This is a genomic window from Sorangium sp. So ce176, assembly GCF_051519835.1.
Classification (GTDB): Bacteria; Myxococcota_A; Polyangia; order Polyangiales; family Polyangiaceae; genus Sorangium; species Sorangium cellulosum_G.
In genome coordinates, this window is the sequence record NZ_CP150371.1 from 2511030 (window position 1) to 2537302 (window position 26273).

The window sequence follows — 26273 nt, forward strand, 5'->3', positions numbered from 1 at the left end:
GCGGCGGCCGTTGCCTGCCCGCGCGATCCGCGCGCTCTGCGGCGGTCGCGTCGCGCGCGTCCGTCGCGGCGCGCGCGGCGTCAGAGCGCGACGCGGTAGGCGATCAGGACGCCGATGTTGAACATGTCGACGCGCTCGGAGAGGGAGGCGCGATCGCCGGTGGGCGAGACCTTGCGCTGCTCCGGGAGGAACCAGCTCGAGTAGCGGATGTGGCTCCCGAAGCTCCAGTTGTCGGCGAAGGTCCACTCGCCGCCGATCGCGAGGCCCACGGCGACGCCCTCGGTGCCGATCGTCGCGGCCCTGGGCCCGACGTAGGCGGTGTCCGAGTACGGGTCGCGGTCGGCCTCGACCGACCAGGAGTCGTTGACGACGACGCCGCCGAGCGTCGCGCCCCCCCACCACTCCCACGTCTCCGTGCGGATGCCGTAGTAGCGGAACACCCCGTCGAGCATGAAGTAGCGGCGCGCGTGATCGCGCTCGAGCTCGGGCGCGCCGCGCGCTGCCTCGGTGCTCAGCGTCGCGGCCCAGAAGATGCCCGCGCCGAAGCCGATGTCGCCCCAGCGGTAGAGGTTGTGGATGCCGAAGGAGACGCTCGTCTCGCCCTGCTCGCAGGTGTCAGGGGACAGCGAGACGGGGCAGACGTCGGCGCCGGGGAGCGTCATCACGCCGCCGCTCATCTCGACCATGGTGTAGGGGCGGTCCTGCTCGCGCGCGGCGGCGGCCCGGCGGGCGGCCCGGCTCTCGTCGGCGCGACCGGGCGCCGCGACGAGGAGCACCGCGACCGCAGCGCCGCACGCGGCGCCGCGCGTCGGTCGGGCTCTCTCGCGGCGCGGCGGTGACGCACGGTCGCCCTCCCCAGCGCGATCGTTGGTGGGCGCTCGCGACGTGGGGTACCAACCGCCTGGATTCACCTTCGATGGATTATAGCCACGGACCCGTCGAGGAGGGGAGCGGTGACAGGGACTCCGTGGGCAGGGGCGGCGGCGAGGGGGGCAAGGCGGGGGCGGGGGCGCTGGCCGGCGGCGAGGCGGCGCCGTCCCTTGGCGAGCCCGCGCCCCCGGGCGGCGCCGGCGCGTTCCTGAGGGCCGGCGCCGGCGGGGCAGGCGCGCCCCTGGGGGCGGCCGCGGGCGGCTGGCCCGCGGGGGCGCCGGGGGTCGCGCCGCGGGCCTCGGCCGGCGCGGGCCGGCGCGGCGGCCTGCGGTCGGGGGCCGCGGTCGGGGACGACGAGCCCTCGGGGGAGACCTGCGGGGGCGGCGCCGGGGCGGCGTCGGGAGGGCCGCTCGAGAGCTCGAGGACGAGGTGCTGGGCGGTGGTGAGCTCCGGGTGCAGCTCGACGGCGAGCTTCGCCAGCCGGATCGCGCCGGCCCTGTCGCCGGCATACTTGCGCCCGAGGGCGTCGGTGACGATGCGCTCGGACGACTCGCGCCGGAGCTCGGCGAGCCGCGGGTCCCTCGGCCACCGCGCGAGCGCCTGCGAGAGGAGGTCCTTCACGTTCTCGCCCGGGGGGGCGTCCCACGCGTGCCTCCCCATGCAGTCGCGCGCGCGCTCGATGTGCGCGTCCAGCGAGTCGCTCGCGGCCGGCCCGCCGAACGCGCCGAGGTGCCGCCCGCCGAGGAACACGACGAGACCCAGCGCACCGGCGCACGCGAGGAGGGCGGCGGCGCGGGCGATCACGGCGCGACGCGGGAGCGGCCGCGCCGCGGACTCGACGCCCTGCATTGTCGACGGCACCGGCGCGGAGTCGCGCGAGGGCTCGATGCCGAGGCCGATCGCCGTCCGCGCGGGATGTTCGGGCAAGGGGGTGGACCAGGAAGGCGCCGCGGCGCCGCCGGGCGCTGCGCCGCCGGGTCTCGACGAGCGCTCTGCGCTGCCGAAGGAGGAGCGCTCCACGCCGCTGGATCTCGACGAGCGCTCTGCGCCGCCGAAGGCCGAGTGATCTCCGCTGCCGAACGACGCGCGCTCTGCGGCGCCGAAGGCGGCGTGCTCTCCGCTGCGGAAGGCGGCGTGGTCTCCGCTGCCGAAGGAGGAGCGCTCCACGCCGCTCGATCTGGGCGAGGAGGAGCGCTCGGCGCCGCTGGAGGAGGAGCGCTCTTCCTCCGGGCCATGCGCCGCCAGGTCCCCGTAGCGGTCGATCTCGACGCGCGGGGGGAGCGACCCGAGATCGCTGATGTGCGCGCTCTCCAGCGTGGGCGCGGCGATGCCGCCGATCTGGGCGGCGAGCGCCGGGGAGAGGTCGAGCGACTTGGTGCGCGATTTCGAGGCGAGCTTCATGACCGCGCTGGCGCGCAGGAGCCCGGGCTGGGCGGCGATCTCGTCGGGATCGAGGCCGCTCGCGCGCACGGCGAGGGCGAGGTCGCGGCCGAGGGCGCGCGCGTCGGGGGCGCGCTCCGAGGGCCTCTTCGCGAGGTTGTGCATCACGACCTGCGCGATCGGCGCGGGCACGTAGCTCGAGCGCGCGATGCTGCGCAGGTCCGCCGGCGGGGCGTGCGTGTGCTGGACGAGCAGCGCGACGGGCGAGTCGCCCTCGAACGGCGCGCGCCCCGCGAGGCACTGGTAGAGCATCGTCGCGATGGAGTAGACGTCCGCCGGCGGCCCGACGCGCTGCCCCTCGGCGCCCTCGGGCGAGATGTACTTGGCGGTGCCGAAGATGAGCCCGGCCTGGGTGGTCATCGCCTTGTCGGCCCAGTCGAGGCGGGCGATGCCGAAGTCGAGCACTTTCACGTAGTCCGGGTCCTCGCCGCGGCGGACGAGCATGATGTTCTCGGGCTTGAGATCCCGGTGGACGATGCCCTGCGCGTGCGCCTCGCCGACCGCGTCGCAGATCTGGAGGATGATGTGGAGCGCCCTCGGGAGCGGGAGCGCCTCGCTCTCGCCCCCCGCGCCCGCCGCGGCGAGGGCAGAGAGGAGCGAGATGCCGTCGAGGTGCTCCATGACGAGGTAGAGCTCGCCGCCGATCCGGGGGTCGGCCGTGGCGGGGACGCTCCCGGTCATGAGCACCTGGACGACGTTCGGGTGGACGAGGCGGCTCGCGATCTTGGCCTCGCGGTGGAAGCGGCTCACGAGCTCGGCGTTGGTGCTCAGCTCGCGGTGGAGGATCTTGACGGCCACGTCGCGCTCGATCCCTGCCTGGAAGGCGCGGTAGACGCGGCCCATCGAGCCGATGCCGATGAGGTGGCGGAGCTCGATCTGCCCGCCGAGCGTGAGGCCGACGTAGGGATCGCGCTCGGCGGCGCCGAAGGCGGGGCTCTTGCGCGAGCTCGCGAGCGGGGTGCCGTCGCGGGGGCAATAGAGGACGCCCGCGTCGTAGCGCTCACCGCACGAGGGGCAGCTCTTCGCGGGGGACGGCTTCATCGACAGCGCTGATGCTAGCACCGCTCCCGCCATAAATTGTCGGACGGAGCGGCGTTTTGGCGCGTCGCGGCGCCGGGGCACGCTCCGGAATGGACCGACCGGCGCCTTGCGATTACGGTCGCCGCGTGAGCGGTTCCAAGGCGGGCGCGGCAAGGGCGCGCGGCGGCAAAGGGCGCGGCAACGCGGGCGCCGCTCCTGCGCCCGCTGGCCGCGGGGCGGCGGCGCCCCGGGCCCGCGAGGCGCCCACGCCGCCCCGCGAGGTGCGCGAGGCGTCGTCGGCGGCCGGCGAGGCGGCCGGCGACGACGCGGGGCCGCGCGAGGGCGAGTACGTCATCTCGCTCCCCACGTTCGAGGGGCCGCTCGACCTGCTGCTGCACCTCATCCAGCAGCACGAGCTGGACATCCTCGACATCCCCGTGAGCTTCGTCACGGAGAAGTACCTCGAGTACCTGAAGATCATGCGCTCGCTGTCGATCGACCTCGCGAGCGAGTACCTCGTGATGGCGGCGACGCTGGCGCACATCAAGTCGAAGATGCTGCTGCCGAGCGTGCCTGCGGGGCAGGACGACGACGGGATGCCCGGCGAGGAGGAGGATCCGCGCGCCGAGCTCGTCCGGCGGCTCCTGGAGTACCAGAAGTACAAGGTCGCCGCGGGCGAGCTGGCCGAGCGCGGCACGCTGGGGCGCGACGTGTTCACGCGCGGCATGAGCGAGAGCGAGGTGCCGAAGGGCCCGGCGCCGTTCGCGTCGTCGTCGATCTTCGGCCTGCTGGACGCCTTCGAGCGGGTGCTGAAGCGGACGAACGTCCAGATCGATCACGAGGTCGTCTTCGATCGCATCAGCATCACGGATCGCATCGTCGAGCTCACGGAGAAGCTCTCGGCGCGGCGGGCGATGCGCTTCGAGGATCTGCTGCTCGACAGCGTCTCGAAGGGGGGCGTCATCCCTCGCTTCGAGGTCGTGATCACGTTCCTTGCCGTGCTCGAGATGTGCAAGCTGAGGCTCATCCGGGTCCACCAGACGGACCCGCTGGCGCCGATCCACATCCTGCTCTCGGTGGCGGAGGGCGAGCCCCCGGTGGAGTTCGACCCAGAGGACGGCGCGCCCACGGCGGAGCGGCACGAGATGGCCGGGAGCGAGGGGGCGGGAGCGCCGCCTGCCGGCGCACCGGCGGAGCCTGAGGCTGCCGAGATCGCGGAAGCGGAGGCCGAGAGCGGCGAGCCGGCGGAGCCTGAGCTGGCCGAGAGCGCGGAGGCCGAGGAAGCGGAAGCCGAGAGCGGCGAGCCGGCGGAGCCTGAGCTGGCCGAGAGCGCGGAAGCTGCGGAAGCGGAAGCTGAGAGCGGCGAGCCGGCGGGGCCTGAGCTGGCCGAGAGCGCGGAAGCTGCAGAAGCAGAAAGCGGCGAGCCGGCGGGGCCCGAGGTCGCTGAAGCCACGGAAGCGGAAGCCGAGAGCGGCGCGCCGGCGGAGCCTGAGCTGGCCGAGCCATCTGTGGATCCGAGCGGCGAACCCGCGCCCCCGGAGCTCGCCGGGGCGGTGGAGGAGACGGACAGCGCGCACGACGTCGCAGGCGACGAGCCAGCGAGGGAAGCGGATGCCGGCGCCGCCGCTCTGGCCCCGCTGGAGGAGCCGAGCCGTGATGCGGTCGCGGAGACGAGCGACCTGTCGGCCCCGGAGGACGTCGCGGCGCCGCCGGACGCGGTGGATGAAGTAGACGCAGGGAGTGGCCGTGACGGTGGCTGATGCCGCGGCGAAGCGGCGGCGCGTTTCGAAGACGGCAGGACAGAGCGCATCGGCGCGGCTGAGGGCGGCGGCGCACGCGTGGCTGGGCGGGGCGAAGCGGCCGCGGGCGGCGAAGAAGGAGCCGCGCGCGCCCAAGGCGGCAGGGCAGGGCGCTCCGGCCAGGGCGAGCGCACAGCGCGCATCGGCGCGGCTGAGGGTGGCGGCGCACGCGTGGCTGGGCGGGGCGAAGCGGCCGCGGGCGGCGAAGAAGGAGCCGCGCGCGCCCAAGGCGGCAGGGCAGGGCGCTCCGGCCAGGGCGAGCGCACAGCGCGTATCGGCGCGGCTGAGGGCGGCGGCGCACGCGTGGCTGAGCGGGGCGAAGCGGCCGCGGGCGGCGAAGAAGGAGCCGCGCGCGCCGAAGCCTCCGGGGCAGGGCGCCCCGGCCAGGGCGAGCGGACGCGGCACGCCGGCGCGGCTGAGGGCGGCGGCGCACGCGTGGCTGAGCGGGGCGAAGCGGCCGCGGGCGGTGAAGAAGGAGCCGCGCGCGCCGAGGGGGGCACGGCAAGATCCGGTCGCTCGCTTCCGCGCCGTCGCGTGGGCCCAGCTCGGTGACCCGGCGCGGCGCGCCTCGGCTCCGGCCCGCAGCGCGACGGCGGCCGCGCAGGTGCCGGGGCTGTCCGCGGTCGCGCGCAAGCACCTGAAGGGGGTCCTGGAGGCGCTCATCTTCGTCGCGGAGCGACCGGTGCCGGCCCGCGAGCTCGCGCGCTCGGCGAACGCAGAGCACCGCGTCGTGCGAGAGCTGCTGGCCGAGCTCGTCGCGGAGTACGACGGGCGAGGGTTCCGGCTGGACGAGGTCGCCGGCGGGTACGTCTTTCGAACGAGCCCCGCGTTCGCGCCGTTCGTCCGCGAGGTGACCGAGCAGAAGCCGATCAAGATGTCCCGCGCCCAGACCGAGACGCTCGCGATCGTGGCGTACCGGCAGCCGATCACGCGGCCCGAGGTCGACGAGATCCGCGGCGTCGATTCCGGCGCCGCGCTGAAGTCGCTCCTGGAGCGCGATCTCGTGAGGATCCTGGGCAAGAAGGACGAGCCCGGGCGACCGATGCTCTACGGAACGACGGCGCAGTTCCTCGAGTTTTTCGGCCTGAAGGCGCTCGGCGAGCTGCCGACCTTGCGCGAGTTCACCGAGCTGACCGAGGAATCTCGTCGCGCCTACGAGCGTGAGCTCGGCGAAGAGCCGCCGGACGCTACGGTGATGACGTCGGAACAGGAGAGCTTCGCCGGCGCGGAAGGTACGATCCGGACGAGTGTCACCGGCGCAGGAGAGACGTCAGCGGAAGACGTCGGCGTGTCGCCTACAGCGCCGCGGGAGGGAGATGTGGCCATGGAAGCAATGGAGGACGAGGTGCGTGTGGAGAGTCCGATCCCTGGCGTGCATGCCGAGCCTGGCGCGCAGGACGCCGTCCGAGACGCGAACGCGCTCGAGGAGGACGAGGTGCGCAGCGCGGAGGACGAGGACGAAGAGGACGAGGACGACGAGGACGACGAGGACGACGAGGACGAGGACGAGGACGAAGAAGAGAGCGACGAGGACGAAGAAGAGAGCGACGAGGACGAAGAAGACGGCGACGAGGACGACGAGGACGAAGAGGAAGACGACGAAGAGGACGACGACGACGACGAGGATGAGGATGAGGACGACGACGAAGACGACGAGGAGGACGAAGACGACTGAGTCGTCGCCGCCCTCTGACCTTCGAGCGCGTCGGCCCGCCGCTCACGATGGCGGCGCGTCGGTCGGATCCGGATAGGCCTCCGCCAGCTTCAGCGCCGCGCTCCTCAGCTCCGGGTGGGAGAGGAGCTTGCGGAAGAGCCGCCAGAGCTCGGGGTCGGCGAGCACCTGGAGCGGCGAGGCGTTCGCCTGCTTCTTCTTCTTGCGCGGGATCGCCTCCGGACCCTTGCGCCGCAGCTCCTCCATCATCCCGACGAAGCGCTTCGTCGGAAAGAGATCGCCGTGCTCCCAGGCGAGCACCGTCTCCTGCTCGATGCCCAGCGCTCCGGCGAGCTCGCGGGCCGTGCAGCCAAGATCCTGCCGGAGCTTCTTGATGTCCTCGGGGGCCATGCGAGGCGAGGGTAGCGGCCTCCGAAAAAAAAGCGACGTCGAGGCAACCGGCGGCGAGCCCCCGCCGAACTCCGCGTCATGACCCATCGTCCCCTGACTCGCCCCTCGCGCGCGCCGCGCGCCGCCCACGTCCTGCCGCTCGCGCTCGCGCCGCTCGTGGCCTCCCCCCTGTCCTGCGCGCCGGAGCTCGCGGCTCCCCCTCGCCTCGATGGCGACGAGGTCACCGCCACCGCCGGCGACGCGGACATGATCCCCGAGCTCCAGATCGAGCCCGCTGCGCCGCTGGATGCAGCGCCCCCGGTGCTGCGGCTGCGGGTGCGCCTCCCGGTCGCCGCCGCCGGGAGCGTCGATCCCGGTCGGGCGCTGATCGTCCGGGGGAAGATCGGCGCCGCGCACATGCGGCAGATAGAGCAAGGCGACCTGTCGAACGCGCTCGCGGAGCGCGTGGTCCCGTCGATCGCGTGGCTGAACGAGGCGCCCGCGGGAGATCCCTTGCTCACCGTGGCGCCGCTCGCCCCGCTCGCGCCCGGAGAGACGTACGCCGTGGCCAGCGGCAGCCCCGCCTTCTCGCACCACATCCAGGTCGCTGCCGAGGGCTCACCCCCCGTGCTCCCACGCCTCTGGCCGCCGCCCGACGCCGGCGCGAGCCTCACCTTCGGCGTTTGGTGCGGCGATGCGCCCCTCCCCGAGATGGCCGCCGCAGCGGCGCTGGCCCCGGGCGGACCGGCCGGCGAGCTGCGCCGCGGCGCCGTCGACGGCATCGGCGCGCGCTGCGTGCGCTTCGAAGGGGGGCCGGCGCCCGCTGCGACCGGCCAGACGGACGAGCTGCGCCTCGTTGGCCCACCCATCGCTTTCGCCGGTGATCCAGGTGTGGTGAGCCTCGACCCGCGTCCGTTTTCGATGGAATCGGAGCCCTTCCCTGCCGCAGCGATCGCCTGCGCGCTCGACGAAGTCCCCATGGGGCCGGGCTGCGCTCACGTCGCCGACGATCGAATTCGCGTCCGTTCGGCGGACGCGCCGCTCCTCTGGGCGATCGCGGGCGAGGGGCTCGATGAAGTCCTCGCGGTGCTGCCGGGCGAGCTGTTCGTCCTCGCCCCCTTGCCGCCCCTCACGGCCGTCCAGCTCGCCGTGGCCACCATCGACAATGCTGGGCTGGTGGAGAGACGGGCGTTCTCAGCCATGACGCGTGCGCCCATGCCCCACGTGGTTATCAATGAGGTGCTGGCGAATCCTGTAGGGGCTGAGCCGTCTCAGGAGTGGGTAGAGCTCTACAACGATGGAGGCGTCCCAGCCGACCTCACAGGGTATGTGCTCGCCGATGTGGGCGGAGAGACCGAATTGCCCTCCATCTCCCTGAATCCAGGCGTGTACGCGCTGGTCGTCAACGAGGGCTATGTCGCTGAAGATGAGCTCGACCCTCCGGCTCCTCCCGAGACGCTGCTGCTCCGCGTTCCAAAACTTGGCAACCATGGGCTGTCGAACTCGGGAGAACCGCTCAAATTGAAGGATGGAGGAGGTGCAGTGACGTCCAGGTCGCCCGCTTTGCCGGAGCCGAAAGCGGGGATGAGCCTGGCGCGTGTGGGGCCGCGCGCCCCCGATGGTTCGGCCGGCTCGTTCGTGACCGGGTGGCCGACACCCGGTCGCGTGAACATAATGAACCAGGAGATCCCCTGAAGACGGGGGAGTCTGCCTCCGCGCGGGGCGTTCTCTCCAAGGGGCCGAGAAAATTCGAGCAAAGCGGGTGACGGACCCGTCCGTGAGAGCTAGGTTTCAATCGAGTAGACAGACGGGTGGGGGGGGCCGCCACCTGAGGAGACGCTGCCGCGCTGTGAACGCGAGCTGTGCGGCAGGTGCCTTTCGCGTGGAGTTCGGCGATGGCTGGTGTTCGTGAAAAGCTGTTGACGGCATCGGACCTCGCAGCCTTGTGCGAGGTCGACTTGAAGACAATCCATAACTGGGTAGATCGGGGGAGGATTGCCCATTTCCGTACGCCGGGGAGACACTTGCGCTTCAAGGCGGCGGATGTGGCCGAGTTCCTCCGCGCATGGGGCTATTCGGTGCCCCGGGAGCTCGCGAAGGCGACCTCCAAGTCGATGATGGTCATCGGCACGAAGGACACGATGACCCACGCGGCGCGTTCCCTCGGGGAAGGCGTGCCCATCCGGCACGCCAGCCACCCGTACGACGCGCTGATCTTCGCGGGGGCGGACCCCGCGGACGTGTACATCATCGACGTGCGGGCTGTGTCCAGCGACGTGGACGTCACCTCCCTCTTCGAGGCGCTCCACCGAGCGAACTCGCAGGGGACGTTCGTCGCGCTGTCGGACGAGCCCATCAGCCTGCCCACCTTCGTGGGCCGGATCGGGCGCAACGACGCGCAGCAGCTCAAGGCATTCCTGATGCCTGAAGCGGCCGCGCAGGCAGGGGCGCCCCTCCAGGCGGCAGCCGGCGCGGGCTCGGAAGAGCCGCCGCGCAGCCTGGCCGCTGGCGGGTCCTCGCGCTGAGCGAGGACCCGGCCGTCCACGCCCGGCAGATAGGTCGGGCGGGGGCGGTCGCGGGCGGCTGCGGGGCGATCCGCCACGAGCCGCAGCACTGCCGAGCGACCCGCTGCGGACGGAGTCCCCCCCTCCCGCAGCGCAACCCGGGGCCGGTTGACAAGGTCGCTCGCAGCCCTGCTGCAGAGCCCGTCCTCCCGCAGCCAACCCGTCTTTCGGATCCTGGAGAACACACGAGCCCGAGGAGCACACGCTCCTCGGACGGAAGCAGCTCAGCTTCCAGCGATGGTCATGGCGGAGACGCGGAAGGTCGGCGCCGCCGTTGCCGTCCGGAGATCCAGGTCGTCGCCGACGGCGTCGATCCGCTGCAGGAGCTCGTCGAGGTTCAGGGAGATCGTGACCTCGCTCACGGGGTGAGTGAGCTGGCCGTTCTCGATCCAGAAGCCGGACGCGCCCCGCGAGAAGTCGCCGGTCACGGCGTTGAAGCCGAAGCCCATCATCTCGGTGACGTACAGCCCGCGCGGCGTGGCGCGGACGATGTCCGCTGCCGGCGTGGCGGTGGGCTGCAGGATGAAGTTCGACGTCGACGGGCCCACACCGCCGCCCGCGCCACGCGCCGCGCTGCCGGTCGGCGCGCGCTTGAGCTTCCGGCCGCTGTAGCTGTCGCAGAGGTAGGTCTTCAGGATGCCCTGCTCGACAACGACGTTGCGCCGGGCCAGCAGCCCCTCGCCGTCGAACGGGCGCGAGCCGGGCGCGCGCGGGATCAGCGGGTCGTCGACCACAGTGATGAGATCGCTGGCGACGCGCGTCCCCTCGCGGCCGACGAGGTAGCTCGACTTGCGCCAGATCGAGCTGCCCATGAGGCAGGAGCCGAGCAGCCCCAGCATCGAGCGGGCGGCGTCCGGGTCGAAGACGACCGGCGCCTCGCAGGTCGGCACCTTGCGGGCGCCGAGCTTGCGCAGCGTCCGGCGGGTTGCCTCGCGGCCGACGGCGTCCGGGGCGTCGAGATCGGCGAGGTGGCGCCGCGCGCTGAAGTGGAAGCCGCGGCGCTTCTTGTCGCCGCTGTCGTCGGCGACCGGGGAGACAACGAGCGACGCGTACGAGCCCGCGTAGCCGCCGCGGAAGCCGCCGGACAGGACCAGGGCGAAGGCGCTCGCGGTCCGGGAGAACGTCGCGCCGTCGCTGTTCGTGATGCGGGGATCGGCGTCGCGCGCGGCCTGCTCGCCGCGGCGCGCGATGTCGATGGCCTGCGCGGCCGTGACCGAGCCGCCGGACGGATCGTAGAGCTCGAGCGCGGGGAAGGGGCCGCTGGAGATGAGCTCCGGAGCGGCAGGGCCGGCGAACTCGTCCTCCTGGGAGATGTCGGCGAGCTCGAGCGCGTCCGCCACGAACCGGTCGATGCCGCGCGGCGTGAGATCGGACGTCGAGGTCAGCGCGACGCGCTGCTTCTTGATGATCCGCATGCCGAGGCTCTTGTGGACGGCCTCCTCGACGAGCTCGGGCTCGCCGAGCCGCACCTTCGTGGAGAGCTCGGACCCGGAACGGGCGATCGCCTCCGCGACGTCGGCGCCGCCCTTCCTGGCGCGCGTCACGACCTGGTCGGCCAGCTCCATCAGTTCTTCGATCTGCTGATCCACGCGGGCTCGTTCGGACATGGGGCGACAGGGTGGTGGAGCGCGGTGGCTCCGTCAACGCGGCGGGAGACCCGCGGCGCCCGGCCGGACGCGTCTCAGCCCGGCCGGTTGGACCGCCCCCCCTTGCCGAGGCCGAGCCGGCGCTCGGGGCGCGTCGAGGCGGGCCGGGGCGGATCGACCACCCGCGCCGGCTCGCTCGGGACGGCGCGGGGGCGCGGCGGCCCGGCCTTCTCCGCGCCGCCCGGCGGCTCGCGCCGGAGGAGGGCGCTCACGGTGACCGCGAAGCCGGCGGCGAGCATGGTGTACATCCAGAGGAGCGCATAGCCGAGCGGACCGCCGGCGACCGGGTGGACGCCGAAGTCGCCCTCGACCTGCCGGTAGGTTCCGTCGAGCGCGAGGCGCCGCGAGAGGGCGAGGACCGCGACGAGCGCGATCGCGATCGGCGCGCCGCCGAACACGGCCAGCGCGCGCACGGCGCCCTGCGCTGTGGGCCTGCCGCCGGCGCTCGAGGCGAAGCGGTGGGCGGCGGCGAACCCGGCGGGCACGGAGGCGGCGTCGAGCAGGAGCAGCAGGAGGTCGACCGCGGACGGGATCCGGCGGGTGTCGACGAGGTACGCGAAGCTCCAGTCGGGCGCGAACACGAGGAAGTAGGCGCAGACAGGCGCGAAGACGAGGACGGCGAACAGAGAGACGAGGGCGAGCGGCCGATCGCGCGGGCCCGGCGAGAGCCGGGGCTCCGCCGCGCGCAGCGCGCCAGGGCGGTGAGGGGCTGCGGCGCTGAACCAGGCGAGCAGCGCGCCGAGGGCAAAGCCGACGAGGGGAGCGACGAAGGCGGGCACGCGGCGCGGAAAGTAGCCCCGTCGCCCCCTCCTGCGCAAAGAGCCTGGACCGGTTTGCGCGGCGCGCGCGATCCGCAGGCAAGGAGGAGCATGGGCAGAGACGCGCGCAGGGGGCGCCGGAGGCGCACGAGGGCGCCCTCACGACCATGGCGGCGGTGGCGGCGGGCGAGGCGGAACGTTTGCGGTGGGGGCGCTGCCGCGCTAAGCGGCTGCGCACATGGATCCGCGCCTCGTCCGAGAGCTGCTGGAGCGCGTCCGTAACGGAGAGGCCGGCATCGAGGAGGCGCTCGAGGCGCTCCGGGGGCTACCTTTCCGGGACCTGGGCGTCGCGACAGTCGACCACCACCGCGCGCTCCGGCAGGGCGTGCCCGAGGTGATCTTCGGCGAAGGGAAGACGCCCGAGCAGATCGCCCTGATCGCCCAGGAGATCTCGGGGGCCGGGCAGAATGTGCTCGTGACCCGGGTCGACGCCGCGAAGGGCGCGGCGGTCGCGTCGCTCTTGCCCGCGTTTCGTTATGTTCCCCTCGCGCGCACCGGGAGCGTCGAGGTCGCGCCGACGCCGAAGCGCGCCGCGGGGCCGGTCGCCGTCGTGACCGCGGGCACGAGCGATCTCCCGGTCGCCGAGGAGGCGATCGAGACGCTGCGGGCCGTGGGGCTCGAATCGATGCGGCTGTACGACGTGGGGGTCGCGGGGCTGCATCGCTTCCTCCATCGCGTCGAGGAGCTGCGCAAGGCGTCCGCCGTGATCGTCGTCGCGGGCATGGAGGGCGCGCTGCCGAGCGTGGTCGGCGGGCTCGTGGCGGCGCCCGTCGTGGCGGTCCCGACCTCGGTCGGCTACGGCACGGCGCTGGGCGGCTTCACCGCGCTCTTCTCGATGCTCACGTCGTGCGCCTCCGGCGTCGCCGTGGTCAACATCGACAGCGGCTTCGGCGCCGCGATGGTGGTCCATCGCATGCTGCCGAAGGCGTGAGCGCAGGACGAGCGCGACCGCGGGAGCGCCGCGACGGGTCGACGCCCGTTGAACGGAGCAGGCGAGACATGGGACACGATCACGACCACGAGCATGCGCACGGGCACGACCATGACGCGCACGGGCATGCGCACGAGCACGGGCATGCGCACGAGCACGGGCATGCGCACGAGCACGGGCATGCGCACGGGCACGGGCACGACCACGCACACGGGCATGACCACGCGCACGGGCATTCCCATGGGCACGATCACGCGCACGGGCACGATCACGCGCACGACCACCCGCAGGAGCACGACCACCCGCGCGCGCCGCTCCTCGAGGAGGGCGCGGGCGCCGGCATGGTCCTGTTCTTCGATGCGTTCAGCGGCATCGCGGGCGACATGACGATCGCCGCGCTGCTCGATCTCGGGGTGCCCCTCCTCGTCATCGAGCGCGCCGTCGCCGCGCTGCCCCTCGACGGCTTTCACCTCCACCGCGGGCACGCGCACAGGAGCGGCATCGTGGCGACGTCGTTCGACGTGCACGTCGAGGCGCCCCAGCCGGAGCGCACCTACGGATCGATCGACGCCATGCTCGCCGCGGCGCCGCTCGATCCGCCCGTCGCCGCGCTGGCGCGCCGGATCTTCCGGCGCCTCGGCGAAGCAGAGGCCGCCGTGCACCGGATCCGCCTGGAAGACGTGCACTTCCACGAGGTCGGCGCCGTCGACGCGATCGTCGACATCGTGGGCACCGCCGCGGCCATCGCGCACATCGGGGCGGAGGTCGTCGGATCGCCGCTGCCCATGGGGCGCGGGTTCGTGAAGGCGCGGCACGGGATCCTCCCGCTGCCGCCGCCCGCCGCTGTCGCGTGCCTGCGCGGCGTCCCTACCTACGGCGTCGAGATCGACGCCGAGCTGGTCACGCCCACGGGCGCGGCGATCATCGCCACGCTGGCGAGCCGGTTCGAGCGCTGGCCGACGTTCGCGCCCGAGCGGATCGGCTTCGGCGCCGGCACGCGGGAGCTGCCCGACCGCCCCAACCTGCTGCGGGTCGTGCTCGGGACGCGCTCGGGCGGGGAGGAGAGCCTCGGCAGCGCGTCGCACGTGATCGTGGAGGCGAACGTCGACGACCTCACGGGCGAGGTGGCAGGGCACGCGATCGAGGCGCTGCTCGCGGCAGGCGCGCTCGACGCGTGGGCGGCGCCGATCACGATGAAGAAGGGCCGCCCCGCGCTGACGATCGCGGCGCTCGCGGCGGCCCCCCAGGCCGACGCGGTCGCGACGGCGTTGCTCCGCGAGACGACGAGCATCGGGCTCCGGAAGATCCCGGTCGCGCGCACCGAGCGCCCGCGGCGGATCACGACGGTGAAGACCGCCTACGGCGCCATCCGGGTGAAGATCAGCGAGGGGCCGTTCGGGCCGCCGCAGATCAAGCCGGAGTTCGACGACTGCGCCGCGGCGGCGAGGACGCACGGCGTGCCCGTGCGCGAGGTCGTCTCGGCGGCGCTCGCGGCCGCCAAGGGGTGACGCCAGGCGCGCGCGCCGCTCGTGTCATGGCGCGGCGCGCGCCACCCGCGTGACGGCGCCGCGCGCCGCGCTCCACGCGCGGCGCCGAGCGCGCCGCAGGCTCAGTCCGGGCGCTCGATCGGCAGCGCCTCGGCCTCCCACGAGAGGAAGCCGCCCTCGAGGAACGCGACGGGGACGCCCTCCTCCGCGAGCTTCGAGGCCATCTCCTTCGACTTGTCGCCGGAGCGACAGTAGAGGACCGGCGCGCCCGGGAGCATGTGGAGCTCGGCGAGCCGCCCCTCGATCTCCTCGAGCGGGAGGTGCACTGCGCCGGGGATGCGAGCGCGGCCGTACGCGCTGGTCTCGCGCGTGTCGACGGCGATCACCTGGCCCTCGTTGACGAGCTGCGCCAGCTCGACCGCCCGGATGGCGCCCTCGGCGCGCGGGAGGAACGGCTCGAGCATCTCGCGGAACTGCTTGCGGTTGAGGACGCCCTGCTCCGCGGCCACCGGGCGGCCCCGGTGGAAGACCATGAACGTCGGGACGGCCTGGACGCGCAGGGTGGTGGCGATGCGCTTCGACCGATCGATGTCGACCTTGACCACCTTGGCCTTGCCTTCGAGCTCGCGCGCGATGGCCTCGACCTCGGGCGCGACCGTTTTGCACGGCCCGCACCAGGCGGCGGTGAAATCGATGAGCACGGGCAACTCGCTGCGGAGCACCTCGCGCTCGAACTCCTGCTCGCTGATCTCGGGAACAGCCATGGCGGGCGAATTCATAGCGGGCCTTCCCAGCGAGATCGAGTGGCGCGAGGCCCCCGCCGCCCAGATCGCGGAGACGAGGGCTGTTTCGGCGGATTTCCGGGGCGTCTCCGGGACGACCTCGGGCCGCCGGGGGCGACGAAGGCCGCGCCGGCCGCGGCCGGGCGGCGGGCGCCTCGCCCGCGCGCCCTCAGCGCGGCGTCCGCGTGCGCACGGTGCGCGCGTCGACGGCGTCGCGCAGCGCGTCGGCGATGAGGTACGAGCCGCCGACCGTCGCCAGGAGGAGGAGGCCCGGGAACACGAGCAGCCGGATCTCGCTCGGGTGCCGCGCCGCCTGGCCCAGCGTCTCGCCCCACGAGGCCACGCGGGTGGGCGCGCCCATCCCGAGGAACGAGATCGCCGCCTCGAGCAGCACCACGGACGCCACGCCGAGGACCGAGCTGACGATCGCCGGGCCGAGCGCGTTCGGGAGGATGTGGCGGTAGAAGACGCGCAGCCGGGTGCTGCCGAGCGCGCGCGCGGCCATCACGTACTCCTCGCTCGACGCGCGCAGCACCTCGGCGCGCACGAGGCGCGCGATCTCCGCCCAGCGGACGAAGGCGACAGCGAGCACCAGCGACAGCGCGGACGGCTCGCGCTCGATCGCGCGCACGATGGCCACGACGAGGATCGCCGGGAAAGTGTCGACCGTCTCGACGAGGCGGACGAGGGCGTCGTTCCAGGAGCCGCGCAGCGTGCCGGCGAGCCCGCCGAGCACGACGCCGAGGAACATGCCCACGAGGACCGCGCTCAGCGACAGGCCGAGCGCGGTGCGCGCGCCGTAGATCAGCCGCGCGGCGAGATCGCGGCTCTCGAAATCCGTGCCGAGCGGGTGGTCGGCCGAGGGCGACGCGTTCGGGCCGGCGTCGGTGCGCTGCTCCGGGCCGTAGCGGATGGGCGGCCAGATCACGAAGCCGCCGTCGAAGCGCGCCCTGAGCTCGCCCTCGGTGAGCGACTCGAGCGTCCCGGCCTCGGTGATCGCCGGGAGGATCTCGGCGCCCTCCGGCCCGAAGCGGGCGATCGGCGCGGGCGCGGCGATCAGCTCGGCGAAGATCGCGAGCAGCGCGAGCACGCCGAGCAGGACGGTGCCGGCGGCGACGCGCTTGCTGCCGACCATCCGGCGGAGGAACGCCGCTGCGTGCGTCACGCCTCGCCCCTCCGGGAGAGCACCGCCGGGCCGAGCCGCGGGTCGACGAGCACGTAGGCGAGATCGGTCGCGATCACGCCGAGCGCGGCGATGCCCGCGGCGCCGATCGAGATCGCCATGAGCCAGCTCACGTCGCGCGCCTGCACGGCGAGCAGGGTGAGCTCGCCGAGCCCGTGCAGCTCGAAGACGCGCTCCACGACGAACGCGCCGCCGAGCGCCATCGGCGGCTCCAGGACGGCGAGCGTCACGACAGGGAGCACGGCGTTGCGCAGCCCGTGCACGGCGATGGCGCGCGCCGGGCCGGCGCCGCGCGCCCGCGCCGCCCGGACGAAGTCCTGCGTGAGGACCGCGACGAGCGCGGCGCGCTGCTGCCGCGTCGGCGCGGCGATGAGCGACAGCGCGATGAGGCACGTCGGCAGGAGCAGCGACCGCGCGCCGCCCGAGAGCAGCGCGGCGGCCACGGCGACGACGGCGGTCGGCAGGACGGCGAGCGTGAGCACGGCGGCCGCGAGCGCGCTGTCGCCCCGCCGGCCGCCCGAGGCGGCGCTCAGCGCGCCGAGCGGGACGGCCACCGCGTAGGCGAGCGCGATCGCGCCGAACACGAGCGTGAGCGTGACCGGCGCGCGCCGCGCGAGCTCGTCGAGCACCGGCTCGCCTGTCGCCGCGACGCCGAGGCGGTGGGTGACAGCGCCGAGCGCCCACTTGCCGTAGCGGGTCTCGAGCACCGTGGCGGCGAGCCGCGTCGGGCCGGTGAACACCTCGAAATCGCTGCGGTACACGTTCCAGAAGGACTTCCACCGCGTGACGCACGCGCGCGCCTCCGCGAGGTCGTCGCCCGGGGCGATGCGGTCGTCGATCTCCGCGATGTGCGCCGCGACGTCGACGAGGGCGCGCGCCTGCTCCAGCGTCGCGGCGTCGCGCGGCGGCTGGAGCGCGGCGATCACCGGCTGCAGGGCGAACGTGTCGAGCTCGATCACCTCGGCGGCGCGCGACGAGGAGCCGTAGCGGACGAGCCGCCGCACCGCGCTCCGGACCGACGCGCTCCGGAACTCGATGCCGCGGTCGTCCCAGAAGCGCGTCCAGAAGGCGACCGCGTGCGCCGGATCGGCGGCCTCCTCGGCCCGCGGCAGGCCCATCCGCGCGGCGACGGGCGCGAGCGCGAGCGCGACGCGGGTGCGCGGCTCGGGCGCGAGCGCGTCGAGCGGCAGGATGTGCGGCAGCGCGGCGCCGCCGAGGCGCCGCAGCTCGTCGGCCGCGGCGCCCGCGCCCTCGCCGCCGGCCGCGATGGCCTGCGCGGCATCGAGGGCGCGCAGGCGCACGTCGCGCGGATCCAGGTTGATGAAGCGCGGGAGGTCGAGGAAGCGCTCGCGGCGGAGCCGCGCGAGCTCCGCGCTGGAGAGCGAGGTCGCGAGGAGCGGGTCGTCCGTGGGATCCGGGACGAACGAGAGGACGAAGAAGGTCAGCAGCGAGACGCCGACGAGGGTGGGCAGCGTCCAGAGGAGCCGGCGGAGCGCGTGGCGGAGCATCTCTAAGCTGGCCCGGGGTCAGCGCAGGATGGCGTCGAGCAGGTCGATGCGCATCCCGAACTTGTAGGGGGAGGCCTTCACCACCTCCGTCTTCTGGCCAGAGATCGTCTCGTCGTTGCCCTCGAGGTACCCGCCCGCGTTGATGCCGATGACCTTGCCCTGACCGTTGAAGATGGGGCTCCCGTTCATGCCGCTCGTGCTGCGGGCGTCGTGCTGGATCAGCCAGGCCTCGGCGAAGGCCGCGGGCCGCCCGTTCGCGCCGGTGATCCGGCCGATGTTGGCGGCCAGGAAGGTGGCGACGGGGTTCGCGGCGTCGGTGAGGCGCTCCGGGAAGCCGATCAGGTAGACGTCGTCGCCGGCGCCGGCGGCGGCGAGCTCCTCCCGGGTCGCGAGCTCCAGCACGGCGGCGGCGCGCCCGGCGATCGACACGACGCCGATGTCCGGGGTGAGCTGATCCGCGCTGTCGCGGTGCTGCGGGTGCGTCCGCATGCTGGTCACGGCGAAGCTTACCTGGCCCCGGCCCTCGTTCTCGAGCGCCACGATCGAGCCGCCGCGGCGCTTCGCCGCGGTGATGCAGTGCGCGTTCGTCGCGAGCACCGAGGGCCGCACCGCGAACGCCGTGCAGAACCCCTCGCGCCCGGACGCGAGCATGAAGATGCCCTTCCGGGACCGATCGTGGAGGTTGCGCCCGAAGTTGGCGTTGGACGGGTGGAGCGTCCCGAGGCGCCGCTCGATCTCCTTGCGCCGCGGATCCTCCGGCGGGAGGCGCGCGAGCTCGGCGCGGAGCTGGGCGATCTCGTCGTGGGAGGAGCGGTTGTAGACGATGAGCGCGGCGAGGCTCGCGAGCGCGACGACGAGGAGCAGGGCGAGGATGTACGTCGTGCGACGCTGGCCGGCGGTCGCGGCGTGCACCTCCTTGTGGAGCATGGCGTTGATCTCGACGGTGCCGCGCGGCTTCGCGCGCCCCGTGGCCGCCGAGACGGCCGAGGAGATCAGCATGGCGATCGTCCGCTCGCCGACCCGGCGCGCGCCGGCCGGCGGCGCCGCCGGCACGTGCCCGGGGTGCGCGACGGCGGGCGCGGCGTGGGCAGCGGCGGGCGCGGGGTGGCCCGCTGCGTGAGCGGCGGGCGCGGCGCCGTGCGCGGGGTAGCCCGCGGCAGGCGCGGCGTGCGCGGGGTAGCCCGCGGGCGCCGCATACGCTGCGGGCGCCGGATACGCTGCGGGCGCGGGGTAGCCGGGGGACGCCGGGTACGCCGCGGGCGGCGCGGGATGGGCGGCGGCGTGCGCGGAGTGCGCCGGCGACGCGTGCGTCTGCGGAGGGGCCGGCGCGCGGCGCTCGACCAGCTCGATCCGCACCCGCGGCCCCTTCGCGCCGAACGTGATCTCGTCGCCCGAGGCGATCGGGTGTCGCTTGATCCGCTGCCCGCCCGCGTAGGTCCCGTTGCGGCTGTCGAGGTCGTAGAGCACCCAGCCCGCCGCCTCGAGGCGCGCCTCCGCGTGGTGGCTGCTCGCGTCGCGATCGTGGTTCGGGTCGAACACGACGTCGTTGTCCGGCGCGCGACCGAAGCGCACCACGCGCCTGTCATGGAGCGCCACGGATCCGGCGTGGGTCCCGAATGTGTGCACGACGCGCAGCATCACGGCGCGGGGACCCCCTGGAGCAGATCGATGCGCATCCCGATCCGGAACGGTGAGCTCTGCGTCACCTTCGTCTTGCGCCCGTCGATCGTGACGTCGTCCTCGTCGTCGATGTGCGCGGCGTGGATGCCGATCACGTGCCCGTACTGGTTGAAGATGGGGCTCCCGCTGTTGCCCCCGCGCGTCACCGCGTCGTGCTGGATGAGCGCCGCGCGATCCGGCGTCGTCGCCTCGCCGTCGAGGCCGGTCACCCGCCCGATGCGGCCCTCCAGGAACGTCGCCGAGGGGCTCAGCGGATCCATCAGGCGGCCGGGGAAGCCGATGACGTACGCGTCGTCGCCCGGCCCGATCGCGCGCAGCTCGGCGTCGTTCGCGAGCGTCACCGCGCGCGGCGCCCTGCCGTCGATGCGCAGCAGGGCGACGTCCGGCGAGCCGGCGCCGCCCTCGCCGGACCTGTATGCCGGGTGGGCCGACATCGCGACGATGCGGAAGCGCGTCTTCCCCATGGAGTCGTTCTGCGTGGCGATCGAGGTGCCGCCGCGCGCGCGGCAGTCGCGGACGCAGTGGGCGTTCGTGGCGAGCAGATCGGGCGCGACGGCGAACGCCGAGCAGCAACCGCCGATGCGGTTGTCCACCATGTAGCCCATCACGTAGAGCGCGTTCCTGTTCTGCTCGAAGATGGCGCGGCCCGAGAGCACCTGCTCGGGGATCGCGCCCGACGGCCGCGCCGCGGGCGCGCGCCCGAGGCCGACCTCGGCCGCCAGCGCGTCCGCCGCCCGGCGCGACCGGTACGCGACCACGCCCGCCACCGCCACCGCCACGAGCGCCGCCGCGACGCCGAGCCCGAGGAGCAGGTTGTGGCGCGCCACCCGGCGCCGCGCCTCGTCCGCCTTGGCGCGCACGAGCGCGACCGCCTTCTCCTCGCGCTGCATCGCCTGCACCACCGCATCCCTGACGATGCGCTGCGCTGTCTCGACGTCGACGCGGCCGTGCGCGTCCGGGCGGCGCGGCGGCGCCCCTTCCTGCTCGACGGCCGGGATCTGCGGACCCCGCTTGTCGTTGCTGCGCGGCATGACGATGGAAGGCGCGCGTGTGCGCCGGGCGCGCCCTAGCGAAGCAGGTAGTAGCCGGCGATGGTAACGCACGCGACGGCGCTCACGATCATCAAGATCACGAGCCACTGCGGCGCGCCGTCGGTCGGGATCAGGATCGGCTCGTCGCCCTGGACGGGCGCGCGGGCGCTCCGCTCGTCCAGGCCGTCGTCCGGCGTCAGGACCGACACGACGCGGTCGTACTCGCCGCCGTCCTCGTCCATGTCGCTGTCCGCGTTGCTCATCCACGACTTCGGCGAGGGGGGGCGCTGCGAGATCTTCTTCTCGTCGAGCTCCTTCACCTTGCGCGCCGGCTCGGACGCGGTGGCGTTCTGCGCCAGGAGGTGCTCGGGCAGCTGGTACTTCTGGTAGCGGAGATCCTCGATGTCCTCGATCTCCGCCGCGGCGAGCCCGTCGCCGTCGAACTTCGCGACCACCACGGTGATGTTGTCGTGGCCGCCGGCCTGGTTGGCCCGGTCCGTCAGCACCTTGCAGGCCTCGATCGGATCGTCGACGGTCCGCAGCACCTCGCGGATCTCCTCGTTCCGCACCATGCCGGAGAGCCCGTCGGAGCAGAGCATCAGCGTGTCGCCGCGCTTGAGCTCCACGTACGTGAGGTCGACCTGCACCGAGTCCGCCGTGCCGAGCGCCTGGAGGATGATGTTGTTGTGCTCGAACGTCTCGGCCTCCTCCTCCGTGAGCTGGCCGGCCTCGATGAGCTGGTTCACGAGCGACTGGTCGCGCGTCACCTGCACGAGCCGATCGCCGCGCAGGATGTACGCGCGGCTGTCGCCGACCTGGCCGAGGAACAGGTGGTCGTCCATGAGCGCGGCGATCGTCGACGTGGTCCCCATCCCGCGCCGCGTCCGGTCGAGCTTCGCCTCGCTGAAGATCCTGAGCCCGGCGGCCTCGATCGACTGCACGAGCCGCGCCGCGAGCTCGTCGTGGTCCAGCGGGGGGCCGCCGGCGCTCATCCGCTGGTAGATGATGTCGACCGCGAGCTGGCTCGCGACCTCGCCGGCCGCGGCGCCGCCCATGCCGTCGCACACGCCGAGCAGCGCGCCCCGCTCGCCGACGACCTGGTAGCGGTCCATCTCCATCAGGCCGCGGCTCGCCTTCGTGAGGTCCGCGACGATGAAGTTGTCCTCGTTGTGCTCGCGGACCTGGCCCACGTCGGTGCGGCCGAACAGCTGCAGCACGACCTCGGCGCGACGCGGCTCATCCGGCGCTGCAGCCTCGCTGTCCATGTCCTCGGGGCGCAGCGCGCCCTCCGCTGGCTCGTCACCCGCGGCCGCGGCCGAGCCGCCGCTGCGGGCGGCCTTCGCGGCGGGCGTCTCGTCGAGCGCGCCGCCGTCGTGCGAGGACGCGGTCGCCGCCCTGGCGCCGCGCGCCGGCGCGAACGCGGCCGGCGCGTCGGGCGTCACGGCGTCCGCGAGGTCGTCCGACCTCGCCGCGATTCCGTCCGCGTCCTCACCGCGCATCCCGCCCGCGGTGAGCCGCACCTGCGGCGGCGGAGGGAGCTTCCTCCCGACCTTGTCGGGGCCCTGGGCGCTTGGCGCCTTCATGGATTTCACAGCGATGCCAGCCTTCTGCTCGCGCGCGGCGCTCGTGGCCGGACGCATCTTGGGCGGCGGGGGCGGCTTCCAGTTCACGGGCTTGCCTGCTTCCACAGACCCCGCCTTGCCGGACTCGAGCGACGCGGCGCCGAGCGGGGAGTCACCAAGGGCCTTGCCCGCGTTGCCGCTCGAGTCGGCCCCCACCGACGCCGCGCCGGGGAGCCCCTCGACTTCCAGCGCCTCGGTAGGCGTTTCGCGCGTTTCGCGGACGGTGTGGTCGCTCATCGGGTGAGATCCACGCGGAACAGGTGCTGCCCGATGCGCACGAAATCGCGATCCACGAGGCTGACTTCCTCCCGGATCGCGACGTAGGTCCCGTTCGACGACTCCAGGTCCGTGAGCGTGAACTCGCCGGTGGCCGGGTTCCTCCGGATGGCTGCGTGGCGTCGCGAGAGGAACGGATCGGCCGTGAACACGATGTCTCCCGTCTCCCGTCCGATCACCGTTTCATCCCGGTAGAGGTGGTACACGTCCCGCGTCACGCCCTCCACCGTCCGCTGGCAGAGTCGCGCCCGCCGGTGGATGGCGGGCGAGCCAAACAGCAACGTTCCATGCTGGATCGCATGGCCGAGGCCTCGCTCCCCGTCGTTCACGGTCTGAAACTGTAACACCTCGAGCCCCAGGAGAAGCAAGTCGCCATCTCGGAGGGGGTGCGTCTTCCTGATGCGCAGGTAAATGCGGTTGACGCTGCCCAGGTCACGGAGAACCCAGGAACCGCCCTGCGGAACGATCCGCGCGTGCCGCGGCGAGACGTACAGGTCGTCCTCGAGGAGGATGTCCCCCTCGTTGCGGCCGATGTCGATCTGCGGGCCCGCGAGCGGGAAGCTCTTCCCCTCGGTCCCGTCTTCGACGATCACGATGAGCTTGCCCTCGGGCGCCCGGGTCGGCCGGGTGTCGGCCGGGACCCACGCGGGCGGCCGGACCGAGTAGGATGCCCGCAGGGGCGCGAGCGGTATCTGGGAGGGCGGCGGCGTGCTGCCCGTCTCGGTCGAGCCCGGCCTCGGGCCGTCCGGCGGCATCCGCGGCGGCTCACGCCCCGCCTCCGGGACGCTCGACGGCGCGGACGGGCGGTCGACGAGGGCCCTTGCGGGGCGCTCCGAGGTCGACCGCTCGGCGTCGAGCGGCGCCCCGCAGTATTTGCAGAACCGCGTGCCCGCCAGGCACTGTCCGTGGCAGCGCGCGCACTCGACGGGCGGGGCGGGCGCCTGGCGCGACGAGGCGATGTCGACCACCGGCGAGCCGACGATCTTGTCGGGGGGTCCCCCGCCGGTCGCGAGAGGGGGCGGCCGCGGGGGAGGCAAGGCGACGGGCGGCAGCGGAGGAGGGGGCGGCTTGCCCGCCGGAGAGCCGCCGGCGCCCTGCCGCTGCGCATCCCCGGCGCCGGAGCGATCGTCGCGCGGCGGCGGCGCGGCGGCCGGCGAGGGCGCGAGTCGGGGCGCTGTGTCCTGGAGCTCTCGCGCTGTCGTCCCGGGCTGCTCGATCGGCGGGGGCGCGGGACGCAGCGCGGCGTCCGGCGGGGGCGCGGGCCGGGGCGCTGTGTCCTGGAGCCCTCGCGCTGTCGTCCCGAGCTGCTCGAGGGGCGGGGGCGCCACGTACGGCGCGCCGGCGGAGAGCGCGGCGTCCGGCTCGCTGCCCCTGGCCTTCCCGGGCGCCGGGTCGGTCGACTGCGGGGGGCCCGACGGGGCGGCGCCGTCCTTCTTGTGGAGCGGCGCGCCGCACGTCACGCAGAAGCGGTAGCCCGGCGGGTTGTCCGCCTCGCAGCTCGCGCAGGGCATTCCCACCAGCGCGTCGGTGATCGTCGGTGTGGCGGGGGGCACGGGCGCGGCGACCCGGTCCGTGACGACACGCGGATCTTGCAGGGCCGGCGCCATCTGGATGGCGCTGCCCAGCGCGCCCGTGGCCGAGCCGTCGCGCGCAGGGCGGGAGGTCACCTCCGCGCGGCCGTGCACCGCCTGCATCGCGGGCTCCGTCCTGGCCGAGCTGATCGGGCTGAACGAGAACACCGGCGCCTCCGGGCGCAGCCGCCCCGGGGCGTTGCGCGCGCCCGGCGCCCGGCTGGCCACGCGCGCGTCGTTCGCCGGCGGCTCCTCGGTTTGCGCACGCGCCGACACGGCCGGGAGCGACACCTGCGGCAAGCCGCTCGGGGGCGTCGGCGGGGCGACGCGCGCCTCGCGAGCCTTGAGCCTCCGGCCGCAATCCTGACAGAACGTCAGATCGCCAGCGTTGTCGCGACCGCACACATCGCAGATCACGCTGCCGAGGGGACCGCGGAGCGACGGTCGAGTCAAGTAGCCGGTGCGTTCTCTCGAGCAGGCGGGGGAGCCGCTCAGCGCCTTCCGAGCTCGGTCCGCACCTCGAGCAGGAGCTCGAACCCGACGAACTGCGCGATGGCGGTGGCCCGCTCGTAGTTGGCCGTGTCCTTCCAGCCCGCGAGCAGCACCGGCCGGTACACGCAGCTCACGCCGAGCACCGCGCGGCGCGACACCTCCAGCTCGACGCCGACGCCGCCGAAGATGAGCGCGCCCCCCGTCTCGGCGCCCCACTCGTTACCGTAGATGACGCCGCCGATCCCGGCGGAAAAGTACGGGGCCGCTCGGTAGCCGATGTCCGGCAGGTACCTCATCTCGGCCCGGAGCTGCTGGAAGATTCCAAGCCGGTAGAGGTTGCTCGAGTCCATCTTGGTGAACTGGTACGCCCCGCCGAAGTACCAGGGGCCCGGCGAGCGGTAGCCGCTGCGGATCGCGAGCCCGCCGCCGCTGCCCAGGATGCACGAGTACAGGGGGCCCGACCGCGGGCAGGCGGCGCCGGCGTCGAGGCTGATCTCCGCCGCGAGCGCAACGCCATACTGCGCGTACTCGACGTGCAGCGGCGGCGGCCGGGCGGCGAGCTCGACGCGCGGCCTGACAGGCGGCAGCGGCGGCGCGGAGACGGCCTCCTCGTCCTGCGCTTCCAGCGCGGCGCCCGGCGTGGTCGAGGCGGCCTCGCCGTCGGTCGCGCGAGCCGCGGCGGCGTCGGTGGAGGAGCCGTCGGGAGCGCGCGGCGCGGCGGAGCGGAGGGTGCCCTCGACCTTGTCATCGCCGTCGGGCGGCGCGGCCGCGGCTGTCGTCGAGGACAGCAGGGCGCCGGCCGCGATGGCCGCGACCGCGAGCGCGCCGGGCGGAGGTCGTAAACGCACGAGTTGCTTGAGATACGCGAGAGATCTGCCGCGGGCAACGCTCCTCGGCGGCGCGGGCGGCGGGCTCAGGGCGCGGCCGTCCGGGTCTCCTCGGCGCCGTCGGGAAGGCCCTTGGAAAAGAGGGGGTGAGGAGGGGGGCGTCGAGGGCGGCGAGCGATCTCTTGAAGCTCGACCCCATACGCCGCTTGACGGCAGATGCGAGGGTCGCCTAAACGAAGCCACCTTCATGGAGATTCACCTCGACAAGCGTGCCGTAAAGCAGATCCGCCTCTCTGCGGCGGATGCCGTTGAGGAAGGCGACACCGAAGCGCTGCGCGAGGACGTCCTCGAGGCGTTCTCGGAAGAGCAGGTCGAAGAGATCGAGCGTCGCCTGGACAGCGGTGATTTTTTTGAGTTCTTGACCGACGTGCTCGATGAGTGGGGGGGCGACGACGTGGACGAGCTCTTCGAGCTCCTCGAGACGCAGCTCGGCGACATCGGCATCGACCTCAAGTACGAGCCGCGCGAGGACGACGACGAGCTCGACGAGGCCGACGATGACGACCTCGCCGACGACGACGACGAGGAGGGCGACGACGACGACGCCGAGCTCGAGCCCGCGGCCGACGAGGACGACTGAGCGTGTGCGGTCCGCCGCGGCGGCGACGCGCCGCCACGGCGGCGC

At 73.7% G+C, this 26273-nt stretch carries 20 protein-coding genes; 7 read left to right on the forward strand and 13 right to left on the reverse strand.

The features are described 5' to 3' along the window. Window positions 1–80: 80 nt before the first annotated feature. Together WMF42_RS09725 and WMF42_RS09730 are read right to left on the reverse strand one after the other, a co-directional pair. Complete coding sequence (locus WMF42_RS09725) at window positions 81–776, reverse strand: hypothetical protein (protein WP_233562445.1); 696 nt, start codon at window positions 774–776, stop codon at window positions 81–83. Between the two features lie 145 nt (window positions 777–921). Further along, a complete protein-coding gene (locus tag WMF42_RS09730; protein WP_437691650.1) occupies window positions 922–3351 on the reverse strand; it encodes a serine/threonine-protein kinase in 2430 nt (809 codons plus the stop codon). Between the two features lie 125 nt (window positions 3352–3476). Here WMF42_RS09730 and WMF42_RS09735 point away from each other — a divergent pair, with 125 nt between their 5' ends. Then, window positions 3477–5090 (forward strand): segregation and condensation protein A, encoded by a 1614-nt coding sequence (locus WMF42_RS09735; RefSeq protein ID WP_437691652.1) that lies wholly within the window; start codon window positions 3477–3479, stop codon window positions 5088–5090. Continuing rightward, window positions 5077–6804, forward strand: a complete 1728-nt coding sequence (gene scpB / locus WMF42_RS09740; RefSeq protein ID WP_437691654.1) for an SMC-Scp complex subunit ScpB — start codon at window positions 5077–5079, stop codon at window positions 6802–6804. Before WMF42_RS09735 ends, scpB begins: the two co-directional genes overlap by 14 nt. A gap of 42 nt (window positions 6805–6846) precedes the next feature. Here scpB and WMF42_RS09745 read toward each other — a convergent pair whose 3' ends face one another. After that, window positions 6847–7191 carry a helix-turn-helix domain-containing protein gene (locus tag WMF42_RS09745; protein ID WP_437691656.1) on the reverse strand — a complete coding sequence of 115 codons (345 nt, stop codon included), beginning with the start codon at window positions 7189–7191 and terminating at the stop codon, window positions 6847–6849. Window positions 7192–7269: 78 nt separating this feature from the next. On the opposite strand from WMF42_RS09745, the gene WMF42_RS09750 reads away from it, so the two are divergent. Next, window positions 7270–8865 carry a lamin tail domain-containing protein gene (locus WMF42_RS09750; RefSeq protein ID WP_437691658.1) on the forward strand — a complete coding sequence of 532 codons (1596 nt, stop codon included), beginning with the start codon at window positions 7270–7272 and terminating at the stop codon, window positions 8863–8865. Window positions 8866–9065: 200 nt separating this feature from the next. After that, window positions 9066–9695, forward strand: a complete 630-nt coding sequence (locus WMF42_RS09755; protein ID WP_081426970.1) for a helix-turn-helix domain-containing protein — start codon at window positions 9066–9068, stop codon at window positions 9693–9695. 263 nt (window positions 9696–9958) lie between these two features. Here the strand turns inward: WMF42_RS09755 and WMF42_RS09760 are convergent, their stop codons facing one another. Together WMF42_RS09760 and WMF42_RS09765 are read right to left on the reverse strand one after the other, a co-directional pair. Then, a complete protein-coding gene (locus WMF42_RS09760; protein ID WP_437691661.1) occupies window positions 9959–11341 on the reverse strand; it encodes a TldD/PmbA family protein in 1383 nt (460 codons plus the stop codon). Between the two features lie 74 nt (window positions 11342–11415). Beyond that, a complete protein-coding gene (locus WMF42_RS09765) occupies window positions 11416–12159 on the reverse strand; it encodes a hypothetical protein (RefSeq protein WP_061612151.1) in 744 nt (247 codons plus the stop codon). 217 nt (window positions 12160–12376) lie between these two features. Here WMF42_RS09765 and larB point away from each other — a divergent pair, with 217 nt between their 5' ends. Both larB and larC read left to right on the forward strand, forming a co-directional pair. Further along, window positions 12377–13129, forward strand: coding sequence for a nickel pincer cofactor biosynthesis protein LarB (larB, locus tag WMF42_RS09770; protein ID WP_437691663.1), 753 nt, complete (start codon window positions 12377–12379; stop codon window positions 13127–13129). Window positions 13130–13470: 341 nt separating this feature from the next. After that, the gene (gene larC, locus WMF42_RS09775; protein WP_063815959.1) at window positions 13471–14637 is read left to right on the forward strand and encodes a nickel pincer cofactor biosynthesis protein LarC; all 1167 of its coding nucleotides are present in this window, start codon (window positions 13471–13473) and stop codon (window positions 14635–14637) included. A gap of 101 nt (window positions 14638–14738) precedes the next feature. On the opposite strand, the gene trxA is transcribed toward larC, so the two are convergent. The 8 genes from trxA to WMF42_RS09815 form a co-directional block, all read right to left on the reverse strand. Next, complete coding sequence (gene trxA / locus WMF42_RS09780; protein WP_437691665.1) at window positions 14739–15380, reverse strand: thioredoxin; 642 nt, start codon at window positions 15378–15380, stop codon at window positions 14739–14741. 187 nt (window positions 15381–15567) lie between these two features. Beyond that, a complete protein-coding gene (locus WMF42_RS09785) occupies window positions 15568–16563 on the reverse strand; it encodes an ABC transporter permease (RefSeq protein WP_437691667.1) in 996 nt (331 codons plus the stop codon). Further along, complete coding sequence (locus WMF42_RS09790; protein WP_437691668.1) at window positions 16560–18089, reverse strand: ABC transporter permease; 1530 nt, start codon at window positions 18087–18089, stop codon at window positions 16560–16562. Before WMF42_RS09790 ends, WMF42_RS09785 begins: the two co-directional genes overlap by 4 nt. An 18-nt stretch (window positions 18090–18107) precedes the next feature. After that, entirely contained in the window at window positions 18108–19715 is a 1608-nt protein-coding gene (locus WMF42_RS09795; protein WP_437691670.1) for a trypsin-like peptidase domain-containing protein, read from the reverse strand. 11 nt (window positions 19716–19726) lie between these two features. After that, the gene (locus WMF42_RS09800; protein WP_437691672.1) at window positions 19727–20800 is read right to left on the reverse strand and encodes a S1 family peptidase; all 1074 of its coding nucleotides are present in this window, start codon (window positions 20798–20800) and stop codon (window positions 19727–19729) included. Between the two features lie 35 nt (window positions 20801–20835). Then, entirely contained in the window at window positions 20836–22659 is a 1824-nt protein-coding gene (locus WMF42_RS09805) for a Stp1/IreP family PP2C-type Ser/Thr phosphatase (protein ID WP_437691674.1), read from the reverse strand. Continuing rightward, complete coding sequence (locus WMF42_RS09810) at window positions 22656–24545, reverse strand: FHA domain-containing protein (protein WP_437691676.1); 1890 nt, start codon at window positions 24543–24545, stop codon at window positions 22656–22658. The genes WMF42_RS09805 and WMF42_RS09810 overlap by 4 nt, the downstream gene beginning before the upstream one ends. 215 nt (window positions 24546–24760) lie before the next feature. Next, complete coding sequence (locus tag WMF42_RS09815; protein WP_061612096.1) at window positions 24761–25609, reverse strand: hypothetical protein; 849 nt, start codon at window positions 25607–25609, stop codon at window positions 24761–24763. Between the two features lie 7 nt (window positions 25610–25616). Between WMF42_RS09815 and WMF42_RS09820 the strand changes: the two genes are divergently transcribed. Continuing rightward, a complete protein-coding gene (locus WMF42_RS09820) occupies window positions 25617–26228 on the forward strand; it encodes a hypothetical protein (RefSeq protein ID WP_434046572.1) in 612 nt (203 codons plus the stop codon). Window positions 26229–26273: the final 45 nt, after the last annotated feature.

What these genes read in the sequence shown, in the direction of transcription:
- WMF42_RS09730 (WP_437691650.1), bottom strand. Translation starts at nt 3,351, where the DNA reads ATGAAGCCGTCCCCCGCGAAGAGCTGCCCCTCGTGCGGTGAGCGCTAC.
- WMF42_RS09745 (WP_437691656.1), bottom strand. Translation starts at nt 7,191, where the DNA reads ATGGCCCCCGAGGACATCAAGAAGCTCCGGCAGGATCTTGGCTGCACG.
- WMF42_RS09750 (WP_437691658.1), top strand. Translation starts at nt 7,270, where the DNA reads ATGACCCATCGTCCCCTGACTCGCCCCTCGCGCGCGCCGCGCGCCGCC.
- WMF42_RS09755 (WP_081426970.1), top strand. Translation starts at nt 9,066, where the DNA reads ATGGCTGGTGTTCGTGAAAAGCTGTTGACGGCATCGGACCTCGCAGCC.
- WMF42_RS09760 (WP_437691661.1), bottom strand. Translation starts at nt 11,341, where the DNA reads ATGTCCGAACGAGCCCGCGTGGATCAGCAGATCGAAGAACTGATGGAG.
- larB (WP_437691663.1), top strand. Translation starts at nt 12,377, where the DNA reads ATGGATCCGCGCCTCGTCCGAGAGCTGCTGGAGCGCGTCCGTAACGGA.
- larC (WP_063815959.1), top strand. Translation starts at nt 13,471, where the DNA reads ATGGTCCTGTTCTTCGATGCGTTCAGCGGCATCGCGGGCGACATGACG.
- trxA (WP_437691665.1), bottom strand. Translation starts at nt 15,380, where the DNA reads ATGGCTGTTCCCGAGATCAGCGAGCAGGAGTTCGAGCGCGAGGTGCTC.
- WMF42_RS09790 (WP_437691668.1), bottom strand. Translation starts at nt 18,089, where the DNA reads ATGCTCCGCCACGCGCTCCGCCGGCTCCTCTGGACGCTGCCCACCCTC.
- WMF42_RS09800 (WP_437691672.1), bottom strand. Translation starts at nt 20,800, where the DNA reads ATGCCGCGCAGCAACGACAAGCGGGGTCCGCAGATCCCGGCCGTCGAG.
- WMF42_RS09805 (WP_437691674.1), bottom strand. Translation starts at nt 22,659, where the DNA reads ATGAGCGACCACACCGTCCGCGAAACGCGCGAAACGCCTACCGAGGCG.